18 protein-coding genes are annotated in these 20,278 nt (G+C 62.5%); 9 read left to right on the top strand and 9 right to left on the bottom strand.

Going from position 1 to position 20,278, the window contains the following annotated elements:
- Positions 1-2: 2 nt before the first annotated feature.
- A complete protein-coding gene (locus VFG26_RS11680) occupies positions 3-1,001 on the bottom strand; it encodes a MoxR family ATPase (RefSeq protein WP_325025442.1) in 999 nt (332 codons plus the stop codon).
- Positions 1,002-1,189: 188 nt separating this feature from the next.
- Between VFG26_RS11680 and VFG26_RS11675 the strand changes: the two genes are divergently transcribed.
- The gene (locus VFG26_RS11675; RefSeq protein ID WP_414653286.1) at positions 1,190-1,804 is read left to right on the top strand and encodes a DUF1285 domain-containing protein; all 615 of its coding nucleotides are present in this window, start codon (positions 1,190-1,192) and stop codon (positions 1,802-1,804) included.
- A 16-nt stretch (positions 1,805-1,820) separates the two neighbouring features.
- On the opposite strand, the gene VFG26_RS11670 is transcribed toward VFG26_RS11675, so the two are convergent.
- On the bottom strand, positions 1,821-2,651 hold the full coding sequence (locus VFG26_RS11670; RefSeq protein ID WP_325025440.1) for a hypothetical protein: 831 nt from the start codon (positions 2,649-2,651) through the stop codon (positions 1,821-1,823).
- A gap of 387 nt (positions 2,652-3,038) precedes the next feature.
- Here VFG26_RS11670 and VFG26_RS11665 point away from each other — a divergent pair, with 387 nt between their 5' ends.
- Positions 3,039-4,418 (top strand): hypothetical protein, encoded by a 1,380-nt coding sequence (locus tag VFG26_RS11665; RefSeq protein ID WP_325025438.1) that lies wholly within the window; start codon positions 3,039-3,041, stop codon positions 4,416-4,418.
- Between the two features lie 1,022 nt (positions 4,419-5,440).
- Here VFG26_RS11665 and arsH read toward each other — a convergent pair.
- From arsH to VFG26_RS11645, 4 genes are all read right to left on the bottom strand, one after another.
- The gene (gene arsH / locus VFG26_RS11660) at positions 5,441-6,175 is read right to left on the bottom strand and encodes an arsenical resistance protein ArsH (RefSeq protein ID WP_325025436.1); all 735 of its coding nucleotides are present in this window, start codon (positions 6,173-6,175) and stop codon (positions 5,441-5,443) included.
- Positions 6,175-6,588 carry an arsenate reductase (glutaredoxin) gene (arsC, locus tag VFG26_RS11655; RefSeq protein WP_325025434.1) on the bottom strand — a complete coding sequence of 138 codons (414 nt, stop codon included), beginning with the start codon at positions 6,586-6,588 and terminating at the stop codon, positions 6,175-6,177. Before arsC ends, arsH begins: the two co-directional genes overlap by 1 nt.
- Positions 6,589-6,624: 36 nt before the next feature.
- Entirely contained in the window at positions 6,625-7,002 is a 378-nt protein-coding gene (locus VFG26_RS11650; protein ID WP_325025432.1) for a DUF930 domain-containing protein, read from the bottom strand.
- Positions 7,003-7,221: 219 nt separating this feature from the next.
- Positions 7,222-7,593: a TIGR02300 family protein gene (locus VFG26_RS11645; RefSeq protein WP_325025430.1), complete on the bottom strand. Its 372-nt coding sequence runs from the start codon at positions 7,591-7,593 to the stop codon at positions 7,222-7,224.
- Between the two features lie 502 nt (positions 7,594-8,095).
- Between VFG26_RS11645 and VFG26_RS11640 the strand changes: the two genes are divergently transcribed.
- Complete coding sequence (locus VFG26_RS11640; protein ID WP_325025428.1) at positions 8,096-9,061, top strand: sensor histidine kinase; 966 nt, start codon at positions 8,096-8,098, stop codon at positions 9,059-9,061.
- A gap of 206 nt (positions 9,062-9,267) precedes the next feature.
- On the opposite strand, the gene VFG26_RS11635 is transcribed toward VFG26_RS11640, so the two are convergent.
- Entirely contained in the window at positions 9,268-9,540 is a 273-nt protein-coding gene (locus VFG26_RS11635; RefSeq protein ID WP_325026096.1) for an usg protein, read from the bottom strand.
- A gap of 223 nt (positions 9,541-9,763) precedes the next feature.
- Here VFG26_RS11635 and VFG26_RS11630 point away from each other — a divergent pair, with 223 nt between their 5' ends.
- The 5 genes from VFG26_RS11630 to VFG26_RS11610 all read left to right on the top strand — a co-directional run bounded on the left by VFG26_RS11630 (position 9,764) and on the right by VFG26_RS11610 (position 14,986).
- Positions 9,764-10,423 carry a MarC family protein gene (locus VFG26_RS11630; RefSeq protein ID WP_325025426.1) on the top strand — a complete coding sequence of 220 codons (660 nt, stop codon included), beginning with the start codon at positions 9,764-9,766 and terminating at the stop codon, positions 10,421-10,423.
- An 88-nt stretch (positions 10,424-10,511) separates the two neighbouring features.
- Entirely contained in the window at positions 10,512-10,928 is a 417-nt protein-coding gene (locus tag VFG26_RS11625) for an adhesin (RefSeq protein WP_325025425.1), read from the top strand.
- Between the two features lie 41 nt (positions 10,929-10,969).
- Entirely contained in the window at positions 10,970-11,509 is a 540-nt protein-coding gene (locus tag VFG26_RS11620; RefSeq protein ID WP_325025423.1) for a GNAT family N-acetyltransferase, read from the top strand.
- 46 nt (positions 11,510-11,555) lie between these two features.
- Positions 11,556-12,731, top strand: coding sequence for a DNA repair exonuclease (locus VFG26_RS11615; RefSeq protein ID WP_325025421.1), 1,176 nt, complete (start codon positions 11,556-11,558; stop codon positions 12,729-12,731).
- Positions 12,728-14,986, top strand: a complete 2,259-nt coding sequence (locus tag VFG26_RS11610) for an AAA family ATPase (protein WP_325025419.1) — start codon at positions 12,728-12,730, stop codon at positions 14,984-14,986. Before VFG26_RS11615 ends, VFG26_RS11610 begins: the two co-directional genes overlap by 4 nt.
- Positions 14,987-15,073: 87 nt before the next feature.
- Here the strand turns inward: VFG26_RS11610 and VFG26_RS11605 are convergent, their stop codons facing one another.
- A complete protein-coding gene (locus VFG26_RS11605) occupies positions 15,074-15,610 on the bottom strand; it encodes a polymer-forming cytoskeletal protein (RefSeq protein WP_325025417.1) in 537 nt (178 codons plus the stop codon).
- Between the two features lie 238 nt (positions 15,611-15,848).
- The gene (locus VFG26_RS11600; RefSeq protein ID WP_325025415.1) at positions 15,849-16,316 is read right to left on the bottom strand and encodes a peroxiredoxin; all 468 of its coding nucleotides are present in this window, start codon (positions 16,314-16,316) and stop codon (positions 15,849-15,851) included.
- Positions 16,317-16,483: 167 nt separating this feature from the next.
- Here VFG26_RS11600 and VFG26_RS11595 point away from each other — a divergent pair, with 167 nt between their 5' ends.
- Entirely contained in the window at positions 16,484-20,269 is a 3,786-nt protein-coding gene (locus VFG26_RS11595; protein WP_325025413.1) for an AsmA-like C-terminal region-containing protein, read from the top strand.
- The last annotated feature ends 9 nt before the right edge of the window (positions 20,270-20,278 follow it).

Genomic DNA, 20,278 nt, shown 5'->3' with positions numbered 1-20,278 from the left:
CCTTATTCCACGGCCGCGGCGAGGCGCGCGATGATGTGCGTGAGATCTTCGCCTTCGGCGCGGGCTGCGAACGTCAACGCCATACGGTGCTTGAGGATCGGTTCGGCGAGCGCCACGACGTCATCGACCGAGGGTGCGAGGCGTCCGTCGATCAGGGCTTTGGCGCGCACGGCCAGCATCAGCGCTTGGCTGGCGCGCGGGCCTGGACCCCAGGCGACGAAGCGGTCGGTGTCGGCATTCTCGCCGGTGCCGGGACGCGCGGAGCGCACGAGCTTCAGGATGGCTTCGACGACCTTGTCGGGCACGGGGATCTGGCGCACGAGGCGCTGCGTCGCCATCAATTCCTGCGCGGAGATCACGGCTTCGAGCTTCGGCGTCTCGGTGCCGGTCGTCGCGTACAGCATACGGCGCTCGGCGACGAGATCGGGATAGCTGACGTCGATCTGCAAGAGGAAGCGGTCGAGCTGGGCTTCAGGCAGCGGATACGTCCCTTCCTGCTCCAGAGGGTTCTGCGTCGCCAGCACGTGGAAGGGCGAGGGCGTATCGTGGCGCTGGCCCGCAACCGTCACGTGATGCTCCTGCATCGCCTGCAGCAGCGCCGACTGCGTCTTGGGCGAGGCGCGGTTGATTTCGTCGGCCATCAGGAGCTGCGTGAAGATCGGACCCTTGATGAAGCGGAACGAGCGGCCGCGGCCCGGCTCGTCCTCCAAGACTTCCGAGCCAATAATGTCGGAGGGCATCAAGTCCGGCGTGAACTGAATACGCTTGGCGTCGAGCCCCAGCACCTTGCCCAGTGTTTCGACGAGCAGCGTTTTCGCCAGACCCGGCACGCCGATGAGCAGCGCGTGCCCGCCCGAGAGAATGGTGATGAGCGTGCGCTCGATCACCTGATCCTGCCCGAAGATGACGCTCGCGGCGGCCTTATGCGCGCGCTGCACGCGTTCGGCGGCGGCTTCGAGCCGCGGCACGATATCGGTGTGGGTTTCGACGACAGTGCTCATAAAGGAGGCCTCGCGCAGCAGCTTCTTGTCATTCTTGTTTGCGGAAACGCCATTGAAAACAATGGCCGAGCAGCGGTGTTCCCGGCAATGGAGTGAACCTAGACGATCCCGCCCGGCCCTCATAGGGTCAAGTGAACGTTACGTTAGGATATTGCAGTCTTTGAGGCTCCCTTTGGGAGCGATTGTAAATGGCGGATGAAAAACCAGCACTTGTGCAGCTTGACAGCAAAACTGACGCACATCCGCGCGCGCACGCCTCCGGTCTCGAAGCCCTGATGCGGGCGGCGTCCGAAGGCGGGCCGTCAGGCGCCAGGCCTGTGGACAAGTGGAACCCGCCGTACTGCGGCGACATCGGAATGGCGATCCGCCGCGACGGCACGTGGATCTATCAGGGCAGCCCGATCGGGCGCATGGCGCTTGTCAAGCTCTTCGCATCGATCCTGCGAAAGGACGACGACGGGCGCACCTATCTCGTGACGCCGGCCGAGAAGGTGGACGTCGCGGTGGAGGACGCGCCGTTCCTCGCCGTCGAGATGGCGGCGACGGGCGAGGGCCGCGAACGGACGATCACGCTGCGCACGAACGTCGACGACGTCGTGACGATCGACGCGGAGCATCCCCTGCGCTTTGCGGCGTCCGAGCCCGACGGCGGGTTGAAGCCTTACGTGCGCGTGCGCGGACGACTGGAAGCGCTCTGCACGCGTGCGGTCTACGCGGAGCTTGTCGAGCTTGCCGAGCCGCGCGACATCGACGGCGACGAGGTCGGCGTGTGGAGCGGCGGCGTCTGGTGGCGGATGGGGTGAGGGCGCGAGCGCGCTATCAACCTCGCCGCCAGAGGGTTTCGACGTTCCAGACTTGGCTCTCGGAATCGCGCGCGGTGGCTTGGCCCGGGGCGATGGCTGAGATCCAGGCGAGGTCCAGGCTTTGCCCTTCCAGCCATGGAAACGTCGAAAGCCCGATGGTGTACGCGCCGGACCCGCCATGGCGCACCGCGTACGAGAACTCGCAATCGAGCATCTCGCGAATGGTCTCGAGATCGTCGCCCAGTCCGCGCACTACCTCGACAAGCGGCAGCTTCTGCGCAATCGGGTGCTTGCGGTTGCGGGCGCGCACCGCGTGGTTGCCGGTTACGTAGAGGCATTCGGTGACACCATCCACGGTCCGCATGAGATGGATCGCGAACGCGGGGTTCGTCTCGAGCAGACGCCAATCCTCTACATACGCGCCGCTCGGTGCGTATTCGATCATCAGGCTGCCGTTGTCTCTCCACTCGAGCCAGCCGGGCTCGGGAAAGCTCACGACGGGCTGGAAGCGAAAGAGATCGAGCGAGATCGGCCAAATGGCGGTCGGGTACGGCGTCGTCGTGGGATCGAACAGCGTCGTCATGCAGAAGCAGTCCTGCCCGGCCAAGGCGAGCAGCTCATCGCGGCTGCATTCCGCGAGCCCTGTGCGATGGCTGAGATCCGGACGTTCCACTGAGATGCGCATGTCGGCGACGCCGGAGGCCGTCTGCAGCCAGATGACGCGCGTGGTGAGGTCCACCGTTCCGTCTTGCAAGGCGATGCTGTGCCTCTTCCAGCAGCCGATCAGCTGCTCCGGGACCGTCCGCGTGCCGGTTCCATTGTCTTCGACCAGTGACAGGCACGCCATTCAAGGGCTCTCCGTGGTGTTTGTTTTCGTGCACGCTCAGGATACGCGGGAGCCCCTCAACGCCGAATGCTGCGCGAGCATCGCGATGTGATCGCCTTCAGTGCTGGCCATCATTGCTGGATGGAGCGCACGTCCAAACTAAAGCCCAAGACTATGCGTGGACACAAGCATGGTTCGGCTTGCTTTGGCGATGGATTGCGGGGTTGTCCGCACGGGTGCGAGTTCGGGACGTCGTGCCTGCGGATGTGCGTGAGGGTGAGGGGGGATGGGGCGGATGGGGGGCATTGTTCCTACACGTAACATCGATGACGACATTGTATTAAATGAAATCGCAGCGTAAAGACGTGTCATTGGGTATCCATATGCGATTTGCTTCGGAATACATCAGTGGCCATTCGTCTTCCTTCCCGATATGAAGATCTCGATGTTGCCTTTAAGGGCGACCTCCGTCCCAATCAGAGCCTACTGGAACAGGTACAGCGCGCTTTCCGATCTATGTCGGTCAGTGGCGGGATTCGCTTTTTGCCGATCTATGGGAAGAGCGGAAGCGGTAAGTCGTCCGCTACCTTTGAATTGGGTACGCACCTACCCGAGGTTAAAGTCTTTGCTCTTTCTCGAGACTCTATAGAATCGCGCGACCGGTTGATTGACGAGATCCAGGACAGCACGCTGCAATATTCAGGGTCGCCACTTATTGCAGTCATCGACCAGTATGAGGAAGTAGCTGCTCACCAAAGCAGGATCCCAAAAGAGTTCGTAGAAAGTCTCGCCCTACTCGATCGGGGTAAGCTCAGGGACAATCCGGTACTATTCGTTTGGCTAACCACGGATCGAAGTTTTCAAGCCGATCTAGTGAATGCAACGTCGAGAAACAACCGTATTCTAGCAGCGCCCAATTTCGAGATTGAGGGCCCCCCGCTTTCTGAATGGCCTGCTATTATTGAGGAGACGTTTTCCTTCCACAACAAGGGGCAGGTTTTAGCTGACTACCAACTTCTCGCGCCTGACCTAGCTGCTTTAAGCAAGCAGGCGAAGACCCTCGGAGATGCGATAGAAGAGACAGGGCGTCGCCTTACAGACAAACAACCCGCACTTCAGGACATGTCGAAATATCAAGTGGTAATGCTATGGCCTGTCACCGATTCAACTCGCATTTCTCGGATCCAGCAATTTACAGATAGTCGACAGGGGTACAAACTTAATTGGTCCGCGTGGTTTCAAAGTCTAAATGGTGATGAGCAAAAATCCAGTGAGCTGCGGGAATTGAATCGGGCACGTCTTTACTTCGATGTGCGGCTTATACCGATCGCGGCTGCGGACCTGCGTATAATCTATCGCCCGACTGACACCAAGGAGATACCTCGCACGGTGTTGGATCGGTTTGGAAAAACCCACTTCTACACTATTTTGTCCGGCGCCTGGAATCCCGAGTCTTACGCTCCGCTACGCGAGCGTGACTCCAAACGCGCTGTCGAAGCGCGAGAGTGGTACGAGACTGTAACGCAGGATCCTACCGGGATAGGTAAAAGTATTGCCCAGGCACTTACAGCTCTGGGTCTTAAATCGCATTATGAAGCGAAGCTAAAAAGTCCCAATGGAAGTTTGCGTGCGGACGTATTGGTTGATCGCGGCGGCGGTCTACGGTCAGAGGTAATTGTTGAGATTAAGGCGTTTGCACCGGAGAATACGCGCCCATCCAGCATTTCAGAAGCAGTACGAGCGACGCTGCGGAAGCACGCAATATTTGCAGGTTTTCTGAAGCGGTAAGATTGCTGCAAGCCACCGCAACATTGATGGGCGAAAACGTGTGTATTTTCCACGCGCATCGGGGTTTGCGTTGGATTGGGCATGCCGAGTCGTCAGCTCTCCGCTCAACCTTCCTTCGTCATCCTCGAAGGCGTGAGCGCAGCGAGGCGCATTCGGGGATCCAGCGTTAGAAGCGCCGGAGGCTCGATATTGCGTCTGCGACGAGTCTCACGCTGGATCCCCGACCTTCGACGCGGTTTCCCCGCGCTCGGTCGAGGATGACGAAGGGGGAGTGCTCGCGTTCCGCGAGCCGGCCGCCAGCGCAGTCGCCGCGTTCGGTCGAGGATGACGTTAGGCGTCCCGCATCTGCGGTGTACTGCCTTCTCTGGGACGACGAGAACTTTGGGAGCAGCCATCTGCAATTTCAGCAACGTCATCCCCGCGCAGGCGGGGATCCGTCCAAGATGGATTTCATCGCAAATATCTGGTCTGGACAGATCCCGGTCTTCGCCAGGATGACGGGCTCAAAAAACTTATCCCCGCTCTTTCCGCGTACCCCATACTCCCTCGCATCCCGCCGCGCTTGCAAGGGCGCGCACCCAAGCATCGAGGTGTGCGTGCGGAGGGGAGCATGCCGGGCCGCCAGCGAGATCGGCGCGTTCTGGAGATGTCCTGCCGGCCGCGATCGGGCCTCTTAGGAGGCGTCGTAGTTCAACTCTCGCTCCGAACTCGGGATGCACGGGAGGATGGTGGGCTCAACGGCTCGAAAGGAAGTCCGCTTCCTTTCAGGTTGCGAGTGCCCCGGAATGCCGGTTCGGCCGCCGCTGGGTGCATGAACAAGACTTGGCACTGCACGGGGCGGCGATGGCTGCATCCGAAGCACATAGTTTTGAGAGCGAGGCCCCGCCGTCCCGGACCTTGTTTGTTGGCAATCGGCGACTCCCCTTCGGGGAGCCGGCCGCCGATTGCGCTTGCCGTATCGCGCCGGCCGCCGATTGCGTTTGCGGTTGCGTCGTTCGTGATCGTGGAGGGGGTGCGAGCGTCTAAATGGATCGCTGGTTGACGCGCTTGGAGAGTTCCTCGGCGGTTTCCTTGCGCTCGCTGTAGCGGTCGACGAGGTAGTCCGCGCGGCCGCGCAGGAGCAGCGTGAACTTCACGAGTTCCTCGGTCACGTCGACGACGCGGTCGTAGTAGGCGGAGGGCTTCATGCGTCCGGCTTCGTCGAACTCCTGGAACGCCTTCGCCACGGAGGACTGGTTCGGGATCGTGAACATGCGCATCCAGCGGCCGAGCACGCGCATCTGGTTCACCGCATTGAACGACTGCGAGCCGCCGGAGACCTGCATGACGGCCAGCGTTTTCCCCTGCGTCGGCCGCACCGCGCCGTCTGCGAGCGGTATCCAGTCGATCTGGGCCTTCATGATGCCGCTCATGGCGCCGTGGCGTTCGGGCGAGCACCAGACCTGGCCCTCGGACCAGAGCGCGAGTTGGCGAAGCTCGTGGACTTTCGGATGCGTCGCGGGTGCGCCGTCGGGCAGCGGCAGGTCGCGCGGGTCGAAGATCTGTGTTTCGGCGCCGAAGGCTTCGAGCAGGCGTTGCGCTTCGAGCGCGAGAAAGCGGCTGTAGGAGCGGTCGCGCAGTGAACCGTAGAGCAGCAGGATGCGCGGCTTGTGCGTGGAGAGCGATGGCTGTTCGAGCTTGGCCTGATCGGGGCGTTCGAACGCTGCTGCCGCGATGTTCGGCAAGTCGCACGCGAGATCGGATTTCCCGGCGGACATTATTTCACCTTCGGCGCTTTGACGACTTCGCCGTCTTCCTTGGTGAAGTCGCCGATGTTCGCGTTGGGCAGAATGTCGAGCACGGTCTCGGACGGGCGGCACAGCCGCGTGCCGAGCGGCGTTACGACGATGGGGCGGTTGATGAGGATCGGGTGCTGCAACATGAAGCCGATCAGCTCGGCGTCGGTCCATTTCGTATCGTCGAGGCCGAGCTCGGCGTAGGGCGTGCCCTTCTTGCGCAGGAGTTCGCGCGGGGTCAGCCCCATGTCGCGGATGAGCGTTTCGAGTTCGCTGCGCGTGGGGGGCGTTTTGAGGTACTCGACGACGCGCGGTTCCTCGCCGCTTTGGCGAATGATCGCGAGCGTGTTGCGCGAGGTTCCGCAGGCCGGGTTGTGATAGATCGTGATCGTCACGGCGTTATTCCGCGAGGCGCTGTCGCAAGACGCGCGTTATTTCCACAGTCCCAAATCTTCCCATTCGCTTTCGGGAATCTCGGGGCCGATTTCGAACTCGAACGACGTCGCCTTCATCTGGTCCTTGGTGACGGCGCAGGTGAACTTCACCTGATACCAGCGATCCTTGGCGCGTGCGGCGCCGCCCTTGGCGACAACGGTGGTGCCGTCGAACGTCGCGCGCGAGAGGATGCTCGTTTTCAGCCGGTCGACGCGCTTCAGCTTTTTCGAACGGTTGAGATCGTCGATGCCCTTCAGGATGCATACCTGATGCGCGCGCTCCTCCGGATCGAGCTTGAGGAGAGTCTGGTCGATCGACGCGGCGTTAGCCTGCGAGACCAGGCCCGCAAAAATCACAAAAAACCAGCGATACATTCCCCCTCCGTGGGCATTCTACATTGCATCCATCCTGCGGGAAAAAATCGGCTGGATGGAGGCTCTGTTTCTCGAATGCCCTTATGCCGAGAGAAGGTGGCAATTGCCACGCTGTTTTTCGGCGGCGCGCGCTTTCGTCTTGGGATTGCCGGGATTATTCGCGCGCACCGGCAGCTCCGCCTGAAAAAACGGAGCGCCGGTTGCGCTGCGAATGCGTGCTTATGCTTCGTCGCTGTTGACCGGCGCGTCGATGACGTCGTCGGTGCTGGGCTCGGTCTCGTCCTCTTCGATGAGGATATCGGCGGCGTCTGCGTCGTCGGCCACGTCCTCGACGTCGATACCGGCTTCGGCTGCTTCGTCTTGCTCAGCGGGGCCCTGCGTCAGCTTATAATCCTTGCCGCGCGTGCGCTTGCCGGCTTCCATAACGAATGTGTGGCGCGCGGTGACTGCGGCCGGGTCGAAGGTCTCACCGCAATAGGGGCAGTCCGTCGGCGAGCGGTTCAGATCGTAGAATCTCTCGCCGCAATCGTCGTTTCCGCACGTGTGCTTGGTGCCGCGTGCGGCATGCATGTGGGTTGCGCTGCTATACATCGTTTCAGTCCTCGCCGGGTTGATGGGTGCTTTCAAGCACCTGCAAAGCGAGATGCACACCGCGTGAAAAATTGGCCGTTCGCTCTGTCCAGTATTTCGGGACGGCTCTGTCAGCTGTCCGAAAGGGCGTTCCTTGCTGCCGCCGCGTTCCGCCTATGCCGATGCACAGCCGGTCCCTTCGAGGAACGGCCGCCCGTCGTGCGTCATTGATCGGTGTCGCAGCGGTATTTGATGCTGCAAGATGCTTGGCCATGCCTCGCGCGGATCAAGGCGAGGCGACAGAACTGCCGAACATTCGCACCCTATCGGAATTATCCCCGCAAAGCAAATTTAAGCTATTCAGTGCTAGCAGAGAGGTTGCCGAGCGCACCGGACCGCTGCGAGCGGCACATTTTGAACGAAGCGGGCGCAGTTGCGTTTCTCCGTCATGCAAAGGTGGATCTCCATAGTTCACCGAGCCGCTGCTGCCTCGCGGACAATCCCGGTCGGGCTGCGCTATCTTGTGACCGTCGCGCTGGTGTCTGGCGTCGTCTGGATCCAGCACAATTGGGCTCCGGAAGCGGCGCATCGCTATCCGTTCCTGGCGTTTTTTCCGATTATTTTCATTGCCGGCTCGTTCCTCGATCGCGGCAATGGTTTCTTCGCCACTGTCTTGAGCGCGTTGGCGGTCTCGTACTTCTTCCTGGAGCCGCGCTACTGGATCGAGAGCTTCAACCGCTCCGATCAAGTGGCGCTTGGCCTTTTCGTGCTGATCGGATTTGCGATTTCCTCGGTGGTCGAAGCGCTGCATCGTGGTCTCGTGTCGCTCGCCGTCGAGCATGAGCGCGTGAGCGAGGCGGTGCGGGACCGGGACGTGCTCCTCAACGAGCTGTCGCACCGCACGCGGAACGATTTCGCCAATGTCGTGACGCTTTTGAATTTGCAATCGCGTTCAGCGAACGCGGAGGCGCGGGAAGCGTTGGCTTCGGCTGCCGAGCGCGTGCAGACGATCGCGCGCGTTCACCGGCGCCTGGAGCTGCGCGACGAACACGTGTTCGTCGATACCAAATCGTACATCGAGGAGCTGTGCGCCGACTTACGGCTGTCGCGTCTCGCGATGCGGCCCATCGCGCTCGAATGCCGTGCGGAGAGCCATTCGATCAGCCTCGAAAAAGCAGTGCCGCTTGGACTGATCATCAACGAGTCCGTCACCAACGCCGCCAAGCATGCGTTCCCCGATCAGAAGCAGGGGACCATCCTCGTTCATTTCCAGAAAGTGGGCGAGGTCTACAAGCTCGTCGTCGCGGATGACGGCGTGGGGAGGAAAAAGGTCAGCGGTGAAGGCGGCGCGGCGCGGCCCGGGGGTGACGGTATCGGCAACCGCCTGATGGGCATGCTCGCCGCCCAGCTCGGCAGCAAACTGGAGGTTGAAGACCGTACGCCGGGCACGGCGATTGTCGTGACGATCCCCGAAAAGACCGTCAAATGAGGGAAATGGCGACACATAAAAAAGGCAGCGCTGGTGCGCTGCCTGCGAGTTTTAGGGGCCCTAGGCTACCCCAAGGGTTCCATAGACTAATGGCAATTCCGGCGCAGGCGGTACTTACAAATTCGTAAAGCCCTCCCTGATCGTCAAAGCCGTTTGGCGCGCTCAGAAAAGCGAAACCGCACTTATCCCCGTGCTGAAAATCGCTGCTAATGTACCTTCAGTTCGGCTCCCACAAGCCTCAGCTCCGCTGGGCGAATGAGTTTCGAATGCGTCACGGTCACTTTGTAGAGCTTGCCTTCGAGCTTGGCGGTCCAGAAATCGAGGAAGGACTTCAGCTTCGGAAAGCGAGGCGCTGAATCGTATTCTTGCCAGATGTAGCTTTGGAGAAGCGAGGGATGATCGGGCAGACGATAAAGGATCTCTGCGGTCGTCAAGCTAAAGCCGGCAAGCTGAGCTTTGAAGCCGTGGTCGTAAGACATTTCGCGTGCGGTCACGTAGCAATCTCCTTTCAACTAGGTGATTGGGCGCGCTCCCTTAACGACGATGATCCAGCGAGATTCGTTCCGTGTCCATATCGAATATTCGCCGAAAGCAATTGTTAGCAGCCGCATAAATCGAGTGCTTGCATTCGCGTTCTGGCAATGCGCTCCCTCGCTGCAGACGGCGGGGTTCCTCTGAGCTGACTTCAAAGGTGCACGACGCATGACGGAGATGGCGCTCAAAAGCTTCCTGACGTTTTTCGTGACCATCGGCCCGATCGAAGCGGCGGTGTTGTTTGCAGCTCTGACGCCGAAGATCTCCTACGAACTGCGCCGTTCGATCGCCATCCGTGCGACGGTGATTGCATCGGTGATTCTCGCTGTGTTCACGCTGTTCGGCGATCCGATCCTGGGCGAACTCGGGGTATCGCTCGCCGCCTTGCAGGTCGCCGGCGGGATCGTTCTGCTCGTTATTTCCCTCGACATGATTTTCGCGCGGCCGGGAGGCGCGATCAAACTCACGCCGCCTGAGGGCGCGGAAGCGCAATCCAAGGACGACATCGCAGTCTTCCCGCTCGCGACGCCGCTGCTTGCAGGCCCAGGTTCGATGAGCGCCGGCATTCTGCTCGCCGCCAATGCGCATGGCGAACCGCTCGGCCTCGCGGTCGTGATGGCGACGCTCGCCGCGGTGATGGTGATCACGCTGGTGCTGCTCCTGCTGGCTATCCCGCTCAACCATTTGCTCGGCATCACGGCGCAACGCGTGCTCATTCGCGTTTTCGGAATCTTGCTCGCCGCGATTGCGGTGCAGGCCGTTTTCAACGGCATCAAATCCTCGGGCCTGCTTCCCGAGGTGGTGGAAGCGCGCCGTCCGGCTAATTGAGCGTTAGCGCGGCCTTAACCCTTGGCTGTTTCAATCCCGCACAATTTGAAAGGTTCTGTTGTGTTTGTAGCGTAGGCTCAGGCGTTCCATGTTCGTGTTCCCCGGCGGCCGCTGGCCGCTTGAAGCGTTGCGCGCGAGGCTTGTGCCTTTGGCCGCGCCGGTTGCTGCTCTCGCGCTCGCCGGATGTGCGACGGACAATAACACCTACAACGCCGCTTATGCAGGCTCGCCCCCGCCGGCTTACGTCGCGCAGGGGCCCGCCGTCGAAATGGAAGCCGATGGCATGCCCGCTCAGGCGGCTCCGGCAGTGCGTATCCGCTCGTTGCCCGACGATCCCTCCGAGCCCTTCAGTCCCAACTACGGTGGGTCGAACCCGGCGAATGTGCGCGCGGAACCCGTAGCCCAGAGCGCATCGAACGAACCGGCTGCGCCTTCGTCGATTCCGGCGGATCTGCCGCCGGCGTTTCGACACCAACTCGTCGCCACGGTCGAGACGGCAGGATAAGGCGCGGTGCCTTCGGTCGCGTTTTCGTGCTACGTTGACGAATGCCAATAACCGCCGACATTTGCCGGTATCTCGAAGTCGATCTGACGCCCGAAATCGCGCGCGGGATCGACGCGATCTTTTATGAATCGAGCAACACGAAATCCTTCGAGACGGAGCGCTCGCGGCTGGCCTTCCGCGATCGCTGGCTCGGCCGCTATCTGCGGAACGATCCCGAATTCGCTTATCTTGCAATGAGGCCCGACGGTGCCGTCGCCGGATATCTGGTGGGCGCCGTCGACGATCCGGCTGCGCACTCGCGCTTCGCCGATATCGGGTTCTACGCAGACTTCAGTCTGCGGACGAAGCAATTCCCCGCGCATTTGCACATGAACGTCGCGGCGCAGTTTCGCGACAACGGCATCGGCCGGCGATTGGTCGAACGCTTCGCAACGGACGCGAAGGCGCATGGGGCAGCGGGCGTGCATGTCGTGACCAGCGCCGGCGCGCAGAACGTCCGGTTCTACAACCAAAACGGCTTCGAAGAGGCTGCCCGCACCGGGCCTGCCGGAGAGCTGGTGTTTCTGGCGCGGGTGCTCTGAGAAAACTTATCCACATGCCCGGGCGCCGTGGGATGATGCCCTGAACGTGACGGCCTTGAAGTTGACGGACGAAGCGGCGAAACCCTGGCCCATGACATTCCGCTTCATCCATTCTTCGGATTGGCACCTTGCAAAGCCGTTCCGCCGTTTTGCGCCTGGCCTTGCGGGTGAGCTGGCGGCGGCGCGGCTCGGCATTATCGAGCGGCTGGCCAAGATCGCGCGCGAGCGCGGCGCCCGGCACATCCTGGTTGCTGGGGACATTTTCGATTCCGAGTTGATCGCGACGAGTGAGATCCGGCGGGCGCTCGCGCAGCTGGCCGAAGAGAGCGATCTCGCGTGGCTGCTGCTGCCGGGCAATCACGATCCGTTACGGTTGAGCGGGGTGTGGGATCAGGTCTCGCGCCTCGGCGTGCCGCCCAATGTGACGGTGCTGTCGCAGGCCGCGCCGCTCGCGCTCGGGTCCGACGCCGTGCTGCTGCCCGCGCCGGTCACGTCGAAGGATCCGGGGCGCGATATCACCGAGTGGATGGACACGGCCGCGACACCGGCCAGCGCTGCCCGGATCGGACTGGCGCATGGGTCCATTCGCGGCTTCGGCAGCGACGACGATGCCTCGCTTTTGATGGCTCCGGATCGTGCGAAGCGGGCGGGGCTGCAATATCTGGCGCTGGGTGATTGGCACGGCGCGGCCCGTATTTCGGCAGACACTTGGTATTCGGGCACGCCCGAGCCCGATCAGTTTCCCGACAACGAGCCTGGATTTGCGCTCGCGGTGACGGTCGAGGGCACGCAGCTGGCGGGCGTCGAAAAGGTGCCGGCCGCAAATTTCACCTGGATGCGGCTCGAGCGGAACATCCATTCGCTTGCCGACCTCAGCGCCATCGAGCCCGATCTGCGGCCCGCCGGAGGGACGCTCGCGAAGACCCTCGTGCGTCTGTCTCTTGATGGCCACCTCTCGCTTGCTGATCGCGCCGCCCTCGATCTCTGGCAGGAGGATTGGAGTGCACGTCTGCGCGTGTTGGAGATCGACGACAAGCGGCTGACCATTACGTCGTGTTCGGGTGATTTCGAAAGTCTCGGTCTCAGCGGGCCGCTGCTTGAAGCTGCCAAGCATCTGTCCGCCATGAGTTCCGATCCGTCGAACGGTGAACGCGAGGCCGCCGCGACGGCGTTGCTGCGTCTCGCCGGCTTTACGGCGCAGGCCCGGAGCGAGGCGCCATGAAGATCCTCGCCGTGCGCCTCGCCGCCTTCCGGCGATTTGATGAGCCAGCCGCGATCGAAGATTTCGGCGACGGCGTGAACCTGCTCTGCGGGCCCAACGAGATGGGCAAGTCGACGATGTTCCAGGCGCTAGAGGCAGCCTTCCTCGTCCGGCACAAAGTGAGCGGTGGCGTGCTCGACGGCATGCGCCCTTATGCGGGTGGCGAGCCGCTGGTGGAGGTCGATTTCGAAGCGCAGGGCGGGCGCTGGCGAATCCGCAAACAGTTCGGACGCGGCAGCAGCGCAGTGCTCAGCGACCTGATTTCCGGCGGCGCCGTCGCGCGCAATGCGGAGGCTGAAGAGCGGCTTTCTGCGTTGACCGGCGCGAGCGGCGATCTCCCTGGCAGTCTCGGTCTGGTGTGGGTCCGCCAGCAGCGGACGCTGTCGCCGCCTGACCCCGATTTCGATCACGTCAGCGGCAAAACCAAAGCGCGCGGCGAGGGCGCCATTCTGCGCGACGTCATCAGCCGCGAGATCGAGACGGCAGCTTTCGACGCGACCTTCGAGGGCGTGCGGGATCGCACGAAGCGCGCGCTCGATCTTCTCGCCACGCCTTCGCGCAACGCCGCGAAGAAGGACGGGCCGCTCTACAACGCGGTGAAGCTTCGCGAGGAGTTAAAGGCCCGGCTGGATGAGACGCGGGCAATCGCGCAGGCCGCAGAGCAGCGGCTCAATCAGATCGCGGCGATGACCGCGCGGCTCGGCGAACTCGAGGCGCAAGCGCAGTCGCAGGTGACGGGTGAGGGCGTTGCCGAACTCGAAGCTCGGCGCGCGGCTGCCGTTGCCAATCGCACCGAGCGGGATCTGGCGCGGCAAGCGATGCTGAGGCACGAGGCGGAGCATGCCGCTGCGGCGGGTGCGCTCGCCGCGCGCAATAAGTCGGCGGAGGAACTGGCGGCAAAGCAATCGGCGTTCGCGGCGGCGTCCGAGATCGCTCAACGCATAGAAACATTGACGGCGGAGATCGCGCCCGATCTCGCCGCAGCGCGCGTCATCGACCGGCTGGGCGAACTCGAAAGGCAGCGAGCACTCGCCGAGGCTGAGCTTTCCGGTCATGCGGCGCACGTCGAGATCGCGCTTGAAGAGGGCGGGCGCGGGCGCGTCGAGGTCGGTGGCGAGGCCTTAAACGAAAGCCGCAGCTTTCAAGTCGTCGAGCCGGTGGAAATCCGCATCGCCGGCGTCGGCACGATCGGCATTTCGACGGCGCACGCGGTGCGTGGGGCAGAACTGCGCCGGGCGAGCGAAGCCGCGGGCGCTGAGATTGCACAAGTGCTCGCTGAAATCGGTGCTTCATCGATTGAGGAGGCTCGCGGGCGGAGCGCTACGGCGGCGAAAAAGCAGGTCGAGCTGTCAGGCGCCCGCGCGAAGCTTTCCGGGCTTGCTCCGCGTGGGCTGGATACGCTTGCCGACGACATCGCGCAGCTCGCGGCGTCGATCGCGGCTTCGGATGTGGGCGCCGTTTCCGAAATGGACGTCGAACGCTTGAGGTCGGCGGCTGTGGACGCGCGTCTGACGTTCAACGCGCTCAGCGCCCGGGCGATGAGCGACGATGATTTCCGCAAACTCGATGCCGAGATTGCAGCGGCGCGAAATGCGGAGGCTAGCCGCAAAAGCGAGATCGAGCGTCTGCGGCAGGAGCTTGCGCATACGAAGGGCGCGCAACAGGCGCTTGATGAGGAGGGGCGTGCGAGCGAGCTTGCCGCGCATCAGGGCGAGTTCGAGCGAGCGGATGCTGAGATGCAGCGCTGGCGGCATGAAGCGGAAGCGCTTCGTCTGCTCGAGCGAACGCTCGGTGAAATCGAAGCTCGTGCGAAAGCTGCTTATTCCGCTCCGATTTCGCGGCGCGTCGCGCGGCATTTGGAGCGGGTGTTCGGCGTATCGGAGCTGACGTTCCGGGATGATTTTGCGATCGATGCTTTGCGCCGCGGGGAGCGGCCAGAGACGGTCAGCGTGCTGTCGGACGGCACGCGCGAGCAGCTGTCGCTGCTGGTGCGGCTGGCGTTTGCGGAGATTCTTGCCGAGAGCGGCCGCGGTGTGCCGCTCGTCGTCGACGATCCCTTGGCTTATTCGGATGACGTTCGGCTTGCTGCCGTGTGCGGCGAGCTTGCGGCCGCGACGAGCGTTCCGCAGATCATCGTTCTGACGTGCCGGGAGAAAGCGTTCGAAATCCTTACCGGCCGTCGACTGAAGGTTACAAACTGGCGGCCGGAAAGGTGAGTTAGGCCCTCGGGGGGAAGGCCTGGGGCTTTTGGGCTGGGCTAGGGTTCAGGTGACTGAGGTGTTTGGGTGTGAGGTGTCAGGAGGCTAGTTCAAATTCGGCAAATCGGGTGGCAGCCGGGGCGGCACGACAAAGCCGATCGGCTCGGGCTTCGGTGCGGTGACCGTGCGCGGATCTTCCTTCGTGCGGCGCGACTTGCCTTCGAAGAGCGCGCCCTGTTCGATGGATAGCGACTGATGGAAAATGTCGCCTTCGACCTGGCTCGTCGTCTGCAGCATGACGCGGCGTCCACGGACCGATCCGACGACATGGCCACGAATGATGACTTCCTCGCCGGAGATGCTGCCCGTCACGGTGGCGTTCTCGCCGATGACGACGTTGCTGCCTTGGATGTCGCCCTCGACGATGCCGTCGACCTGGACTTCACCCTTGCAGATGAGATTGCCCGTGATCGTGAGGTCGGCGCCGATCACAGAGACCGATTTGGGGCCTTCGGTTGCAGCGGAACGCGGCATGCTGAGGAACGGGCGCGGCTGGAACGAGGGGGCCGGGCTCGCTTCGGCGGCGGAGCCGGTGGGCTGTGATTTCGTCTCAGCCTCGGAACGGCGGAAATTAGGCAACATGTCGGCTTCCCCTCTACACAACTTCAAGCAACGATCAGCACTCAGAGCGGTTCTAACGCATTACAACATACAAATCCGCGGCGACCACGTGTGATTCGGGTAGCACTTTTGGCGGGTCCGTCCATCGTAGTGGTGGACACTTTCCACCGGAAATTCGCTGCATCGCCACAGCCGGCGTGATTCTTCGTTGAGAAGTGTGGCGGAAGATCAACGGATGCCGGTCTTCGCGCCGGCTTGTTTAACTTTTGAGCGTTCGCACGGCTTCGAGGACCTCTTCGGCGTGTCCTGGAATGCGGACCTTGCGCCAGCTGCGGGCGACCTTCCCGGACTTGTCGATGAGGAAAGTGGAGCGTTCGACGCCCATGTATTTGCGGCCATACATCGATTTCTCGACCCAGACGCCGTAGGCCGTGGCGACCGTTTTTTCCTCGTCCGACAGGAGGCGCAACGCAAGATCGTGCTTGGTTTTGAACTTCTGATGGCTCTTCAGGCCGTCGGGAGAAATTCCGATGAGTTCGGCGCCCGCCGCCGCAAATTCGCCGGCCAAGCATGAGAAGTCTTTTGCCTCTTGTGTACAACCCGATGTGTCGTCTTTGGGGTAGAAGTAGAGGACGACGGGACGGCCTTTGAGCTTGGACAGGCGCACCTCGCCGCCGTTATCATCCGGCAGGACAAAATCAGGTGCTTTTTTTCCCTCGTAGATCATCTTGAATGTGCCTTTCTTTTGTCGTTTTTCGGCTCTGTAGCTGGCACGTTGGGAGGTCTGAGGCCAGAGGATTTAGACGTCCGTTTTGTGAAGGCATTTTCTGTCCGTTCCCGGCAACGGCACGGGGGACCGGGCCAGCTTGGCCCGCGGGGTTTTGAGGAGCGGAGTTGACGAAACTGGCAACCGGCGGGCGCCCTCCCTATCGGCGCGATGCCGACCACAGCGCGCAGCAAACCGGCGTGCGACGAACTGCGGTTTCGCAGCGCGTGGCCACGACACCGCCCGCACTCCCAATGCCCGACGAGGAAGACGGCGTGGCGGCCACCGGCCTGCGGCACTTCTTTGCCGGCTGCCGCGTGCTCTTTTATCTGATCGTGCCTCTGACGCTGCTCGCCATGATGGCGACCGGCCTTCTCTACGTGCGCCTGAGGCACGGCCCGATCGCGTTCGATTTCGTCGTCTCGCCGATCGAGCGTGGCATCAACGCGGAACTCGTGACGAGTGCGGTGAAGATCGACGGTGCCGAGCTTCGGCTTGGCGCAGAGGGCGAACTCGAGTTCCGGCTCAGGGACGTCAGCGTGCTGGAGCAGGGCGGGGATGTCGTGCTGTCGTCGCCGCTCGCCGCCGTCAGCCTTTCGTGGGGCGCACTGGCGCGCGGGCGCATCGTGCCTGCCCGGATCGAGTTGATCGATCCGATCATTGCTCTCGCCTATTCCGAGAAGTCCGGGTTCGTGTTCGAACGCGCGGTCCCGAAACCAACGCCCGTGCGTCCTGAAGGTGCCGGCCAGGCCCCGCCGCCCGTTGCTGCTGCTCCGGCCACGACGGTCGCGATGCCGCATTCCGTCGAAGATGGCACGAAGGTGAACCTCGCCAAAATGCTGAGCGACTCGTCGCGCCGGGCGCGCAAGCGCCTCGACGCGACGTCCTACCTGACGGAATTCGGCCTTTCGAATGCGACGGTCGTCGTCGACTACGAGGGGCAGCGCAGCTCCTGGCGCATCGACGAGGCGAGCGTCGATTTCAATCATGCTGCCCGGCGGAGCGTGATCTCGGGGCGCGCCAGCGTGGCCTCGCCGCGTGGTGCCTGGTCGTTGTCGTTCATGACGGATGAAAGTGTCCAGACCGGCAAGCTCGATGTGAAGGCGACGATCCGCGATCTCGTGCCCTCGACGCTTGCCGCCGCGGCGCCGCCGCTCGCCTTGCTCGGCAATTTCGAATTCCCGGTTTCGGGCGAGGCCACCGTTGAGCTTTCCAACGCTGGCGAGATCGAGAGCGGGGAGCTTGCCCTCGAAGTCGGCAGCGGCCGCGTGCGGCTTCCATATCTCGTCCAGCCCATGGATCTCACGGCCGGGCTCTTCAAGCTGACATTCGATGGCAAAGCCCGGCATTGGGAGCTGCAGCCGAGCCCGGTGAAATGGGCCGACGGCACGATGATGTTCACCGGCAGCATGCGGGACGTCGCGCAGGGATCGGACGCGCCGCAATGGCAGTTCGCGCTCGACGGCAAAAACGGTGTCTTCGAGGCCTCGGATTTCAACGTGCCGCCGGTTACGATCGACACGTGGACGGCGCGCGGCACCTTCATTCCGAGGCGAGGCTATATCGATCTTGCCGAATTCCGCCTTTCCGGCGGAGGCGGCGAGGCCACCATCAAGGCTTCGACGCAAGCGGGTCCGCACGGACAGAGCATGGCGGCGGAGTTCGCCGTTTCGCCGATGCCGCTCGCGACGCTGAAAGCGCTGTGGCCGCGTGCCGTGGCGACGGGAACGCGCGATTGGGTCGGCAAGAACGTGTCGGCCGTCAATTTCAAAGGCGGCACTTTGAAATTTTCCAACGAGGATGTCGGCGGCATCGAGCCCGGCACCGTGTCCACCGCGTTGGAGCGCGTCAGCGCGGCTTTCGAGGCAAGCGATGCCGTCTTTACGCCGCTGCCGGGAATGCAGGCCATTGCCGCGCCAAGCACATCAATTCACATCAACGATAACGCGCTCGAGATCATCGTTCCTCAGGGCGAGGTGGCGCTGCCCAGCGGGGGCCGGCTGCCGCTCAAGGACGGCCGACTGGCCGCCGACAACATCATGGCCGAGCGCCCTAATGGCGAGATCGGCTTTTCCGCCGCGGGTGAGCTTGCGCCGTTCCTGGAGGCCATGCAGCAATTGCCCGCCCGGGCGGTTCGGGATGCGTCGCCCTTGCCCAAGGCTGGCGAGGGCAAGATCGATGCACAGCTTCTGATCAAGCTGCCGTTCTTCCCCGGCGTCAGCGGTGACGACATGGCGATTACCGGCAAGGCGCGGGTGTCGGACGGGCGCTTCGGCAAGGTGGCGGGCCGCTTCGATATTCAGGGCTTCACGCTCGATCTCAATCTCACGGACACGTCGCTCGACGCGAAAGGTGACCTGCTCATCAACGGCGTTCCGGCGAAAGTCGTCGGCCAAAGGCTTCTGCGGCAGGATGCCGGCCAGCAGCAGCCTCCGCTCAAGATCGTGGCGAAGCTCGATGAGGCGGACCGCACACAGCTCGGCCTCGACATCAACGACATGGTTCGCGGCGTCGTGCCGATCGAAGTTTCCCTACAGAAGGGCGATCGGCCGGAGCCTGCGATCAAGCTTCACGCCGACCTGACGGACGCCGAACTGAATTTGGAGCACCTGCAATGGCGTAAGCCTTCGGGGCGCAAGGCGAGCCTTGATACCGAAATCGTGTCGAGCCCTGGCCGCGATACGGAACTGCAGAACTTCAAGGTGGTGAGCGACGACATTGCCGCCGACGGTCGCATCGTTTTCGGCACCGACAGCAAGATCAAAGAATTCAACTTCCCCGGACTGAACCTCAATGTCATTTCGCGGCTCGACATCAGCGGGCAGCGAAGCAAGGACGACTTCTGGACGGTAAAAATTTCGGGATCGAACTTCGACGGGCGCAATTTCTTCCGGTCGTTGTTCAACGTCGGCGATGGCCCGGGTCCGAAGACCAAGGATACGCCGGCTGGCGCGCACGTGACGGTCGATCTCGCCAACGTCATCGGCAGTTACGACGTGTCGCTGCGCAATCTGAAGATGGCGATCGAGAAGCGGAACGGAAACCTCTCGGCTCTTGACGCCAAGGGCACGCTCGACGGCGGCGGATCGCTCATCGCAAAGTTCGATCAAGGTCCCGGCGGACGGCGCTTGCTGGTCACGTCGAGCGATGCGGGCCAGCTGCTCAAGCTCGTGAACTTTTATCCGAACATGCAGGGCGGGCGCATGCAACTGGAAGTCGGGCTCGACGGGGCGGGACCGGCGGAGAAGACGGGCGTGCTCGTCGTCGACAATTTCCGGGTTCTCGGCGATCCGATCGTGATGGAAGTCGTCAGCAGCGCCGATGAGGGGCGTCCGGCGATTGGCGGCAATCGCAAGGTGACGCGCGAGGTTTTCGAATTCAACCGGATGCGCGCGCCGTTCTCGGTTGGATACGGGCAGTTCGTGCTGCAGGAGTCGTATTTGAAGGGACCGATGCTCGGCGCGACGCTTCGCGGCAAGGTCGATTTCCGGACGAAGCGCGTGAACATCGGCGGCACCTACATTCCGTTGCAGGGCCTCAACGGTGCGTTGGGCGATATTCCATTGCTGGGGCAGATTCTGTCGGGATCGCAGGGAGAAGGCATCGTCGGCATGACGTTCGCCGTGCAAGGGCCGACGTCCAACCCGCAGGTTATCGTGAACCCGTTCTCGCTGGTGGCGCCCGGCATCTTCCGGGACATCTTCCAGATGACGTCGATGGATCCGACCATTCAGGTCCGCGAGGACCGCACACCTCAAATTCCGATTGAAGATCGGGTCCGTGTGGCGCCCAGCGTGTCTGGCACGGGCGAGAAAGAGAAGAAGAAAGCTTCAACGCACAAGCCGAAGAAGGCAGCGCCGAAGCCGAGCGCGACGGCCATCGACGGCTGGTCTTCGACGACGACAAGTCAGTGAAGTTGCGAG

This window comes from Hyphomicrobium sp. (assembly GCF_035687085.1).
Taxonomy (GTDB): domain Bacteria; phylum Pseudomonadota; class Alphaproteobacteria; order Rhizobiales; family Hyphomicrobiaceae; genus Hyphomicrobium_B.
This window is presented reverse-complemented; position numbering and strand designations above follow the sequence as displayed.

What these genes read in the sequence shown, in the direction of transcription:
- VFG26_RS11620 (WP_325025423.1), top strand. Translation starts at nt 10,970, where the DNA reads ATGCCAATAACCGCCGACATTTGCCGGTATCTCGAAGTCGATCTGACG.
- VFG26_RS11650 (WP_325025432.1), bottom strand. Translation starts at nt 7,002, where the DNA reads ATGTATCGCTGGTTTTTTGTGATTTTTGCGGGCCTGGTCTCGCAGGCT.
- VFG26_RS11605 (WP_325025417.1), bottom strand. Translation starts at nt 15,610, where the DNA reads ATGTTGCCTAATTTCCGCCGTTCCGAGGCTGAGACGAAATCACAGCCC.
- arsH (WP_325025436.1), bottom strand. Translation starts at nt 6,175, where the DNA reads ATGTCCGCCGGGAAATCCGATCTCGCGTGCGACTTGCCGAACATCGCG.
- VFG26_RS11630 (WP_325025426.1), top strand. Translation starts at nt 9,764, where the DNA reads ATGACGGAGATGGCGCTCAAAAGCTTCCTGACGTTTTTCGTGACCATC.
- VFG26_RS11675 (WP_414653286.1), top strand. Translation starts at nt 1,190, where the DNA reads ATGGCGGATGAAAAACCAGCACTTGTGCAGCTTGACAGCAAAACTGAC.
- VFG26_RS11625 (WP_325025425.1), top strand. Translation starts at nt 10,512, where the DNA reads ATGTTCGTGTTCCCCGGCGGCCGCTGGCCGCTTGAAGCGTTGCGCGCG.
- VFG26_RS11610 (WP_325025419.1), top strand. Translation starts at nt 12,728, where the DNA reads ATGAAGATCCTCGCCGTGCGCCTCGCCGCCTTCCGGCGATTTGATGAG.
- VFG26_RS11680 (WP_325025442.1), bottom strand. Translation starts at nt 1,001, where the DNA reads ATGAGCACTGTCGTCGAAACCCACACCGATATCGTGCCGCGGCTCGAA.
- VFG26_RS11635 (WP_325026096.1), bottom strand. Translation starts at nt 9,540, where the DNA reads ATGTCTTACGACCACGGCTTCAAAGCTCAGCTTGCCGGCTTTAGCTTG.
- VFG26_RS11670 (WP_325025440.1), bottom strand. Translation starts at nt 2,651, where the DNA reads ATGGCGTGCCTGTCACTGGTCGAAGACAATGGAACCGGCACGCGGACG.
- VFG26_RS11600 (WP_325025415.1), bottom strand. Translation starts at nt 16,316, where the DNA reads ATGATCTACGAGGGAAAAAAAGCACCTGATTTTGTCCTGCCGGATGAT.
- VFG26_RS11645 (WP_325025430.1), bottom strand. Translation starts at nt 7,593, where the DNA reads ATGTATAGCAGCGCAACCCACATGCATGCCGCACGCGGCACCAAGCAC.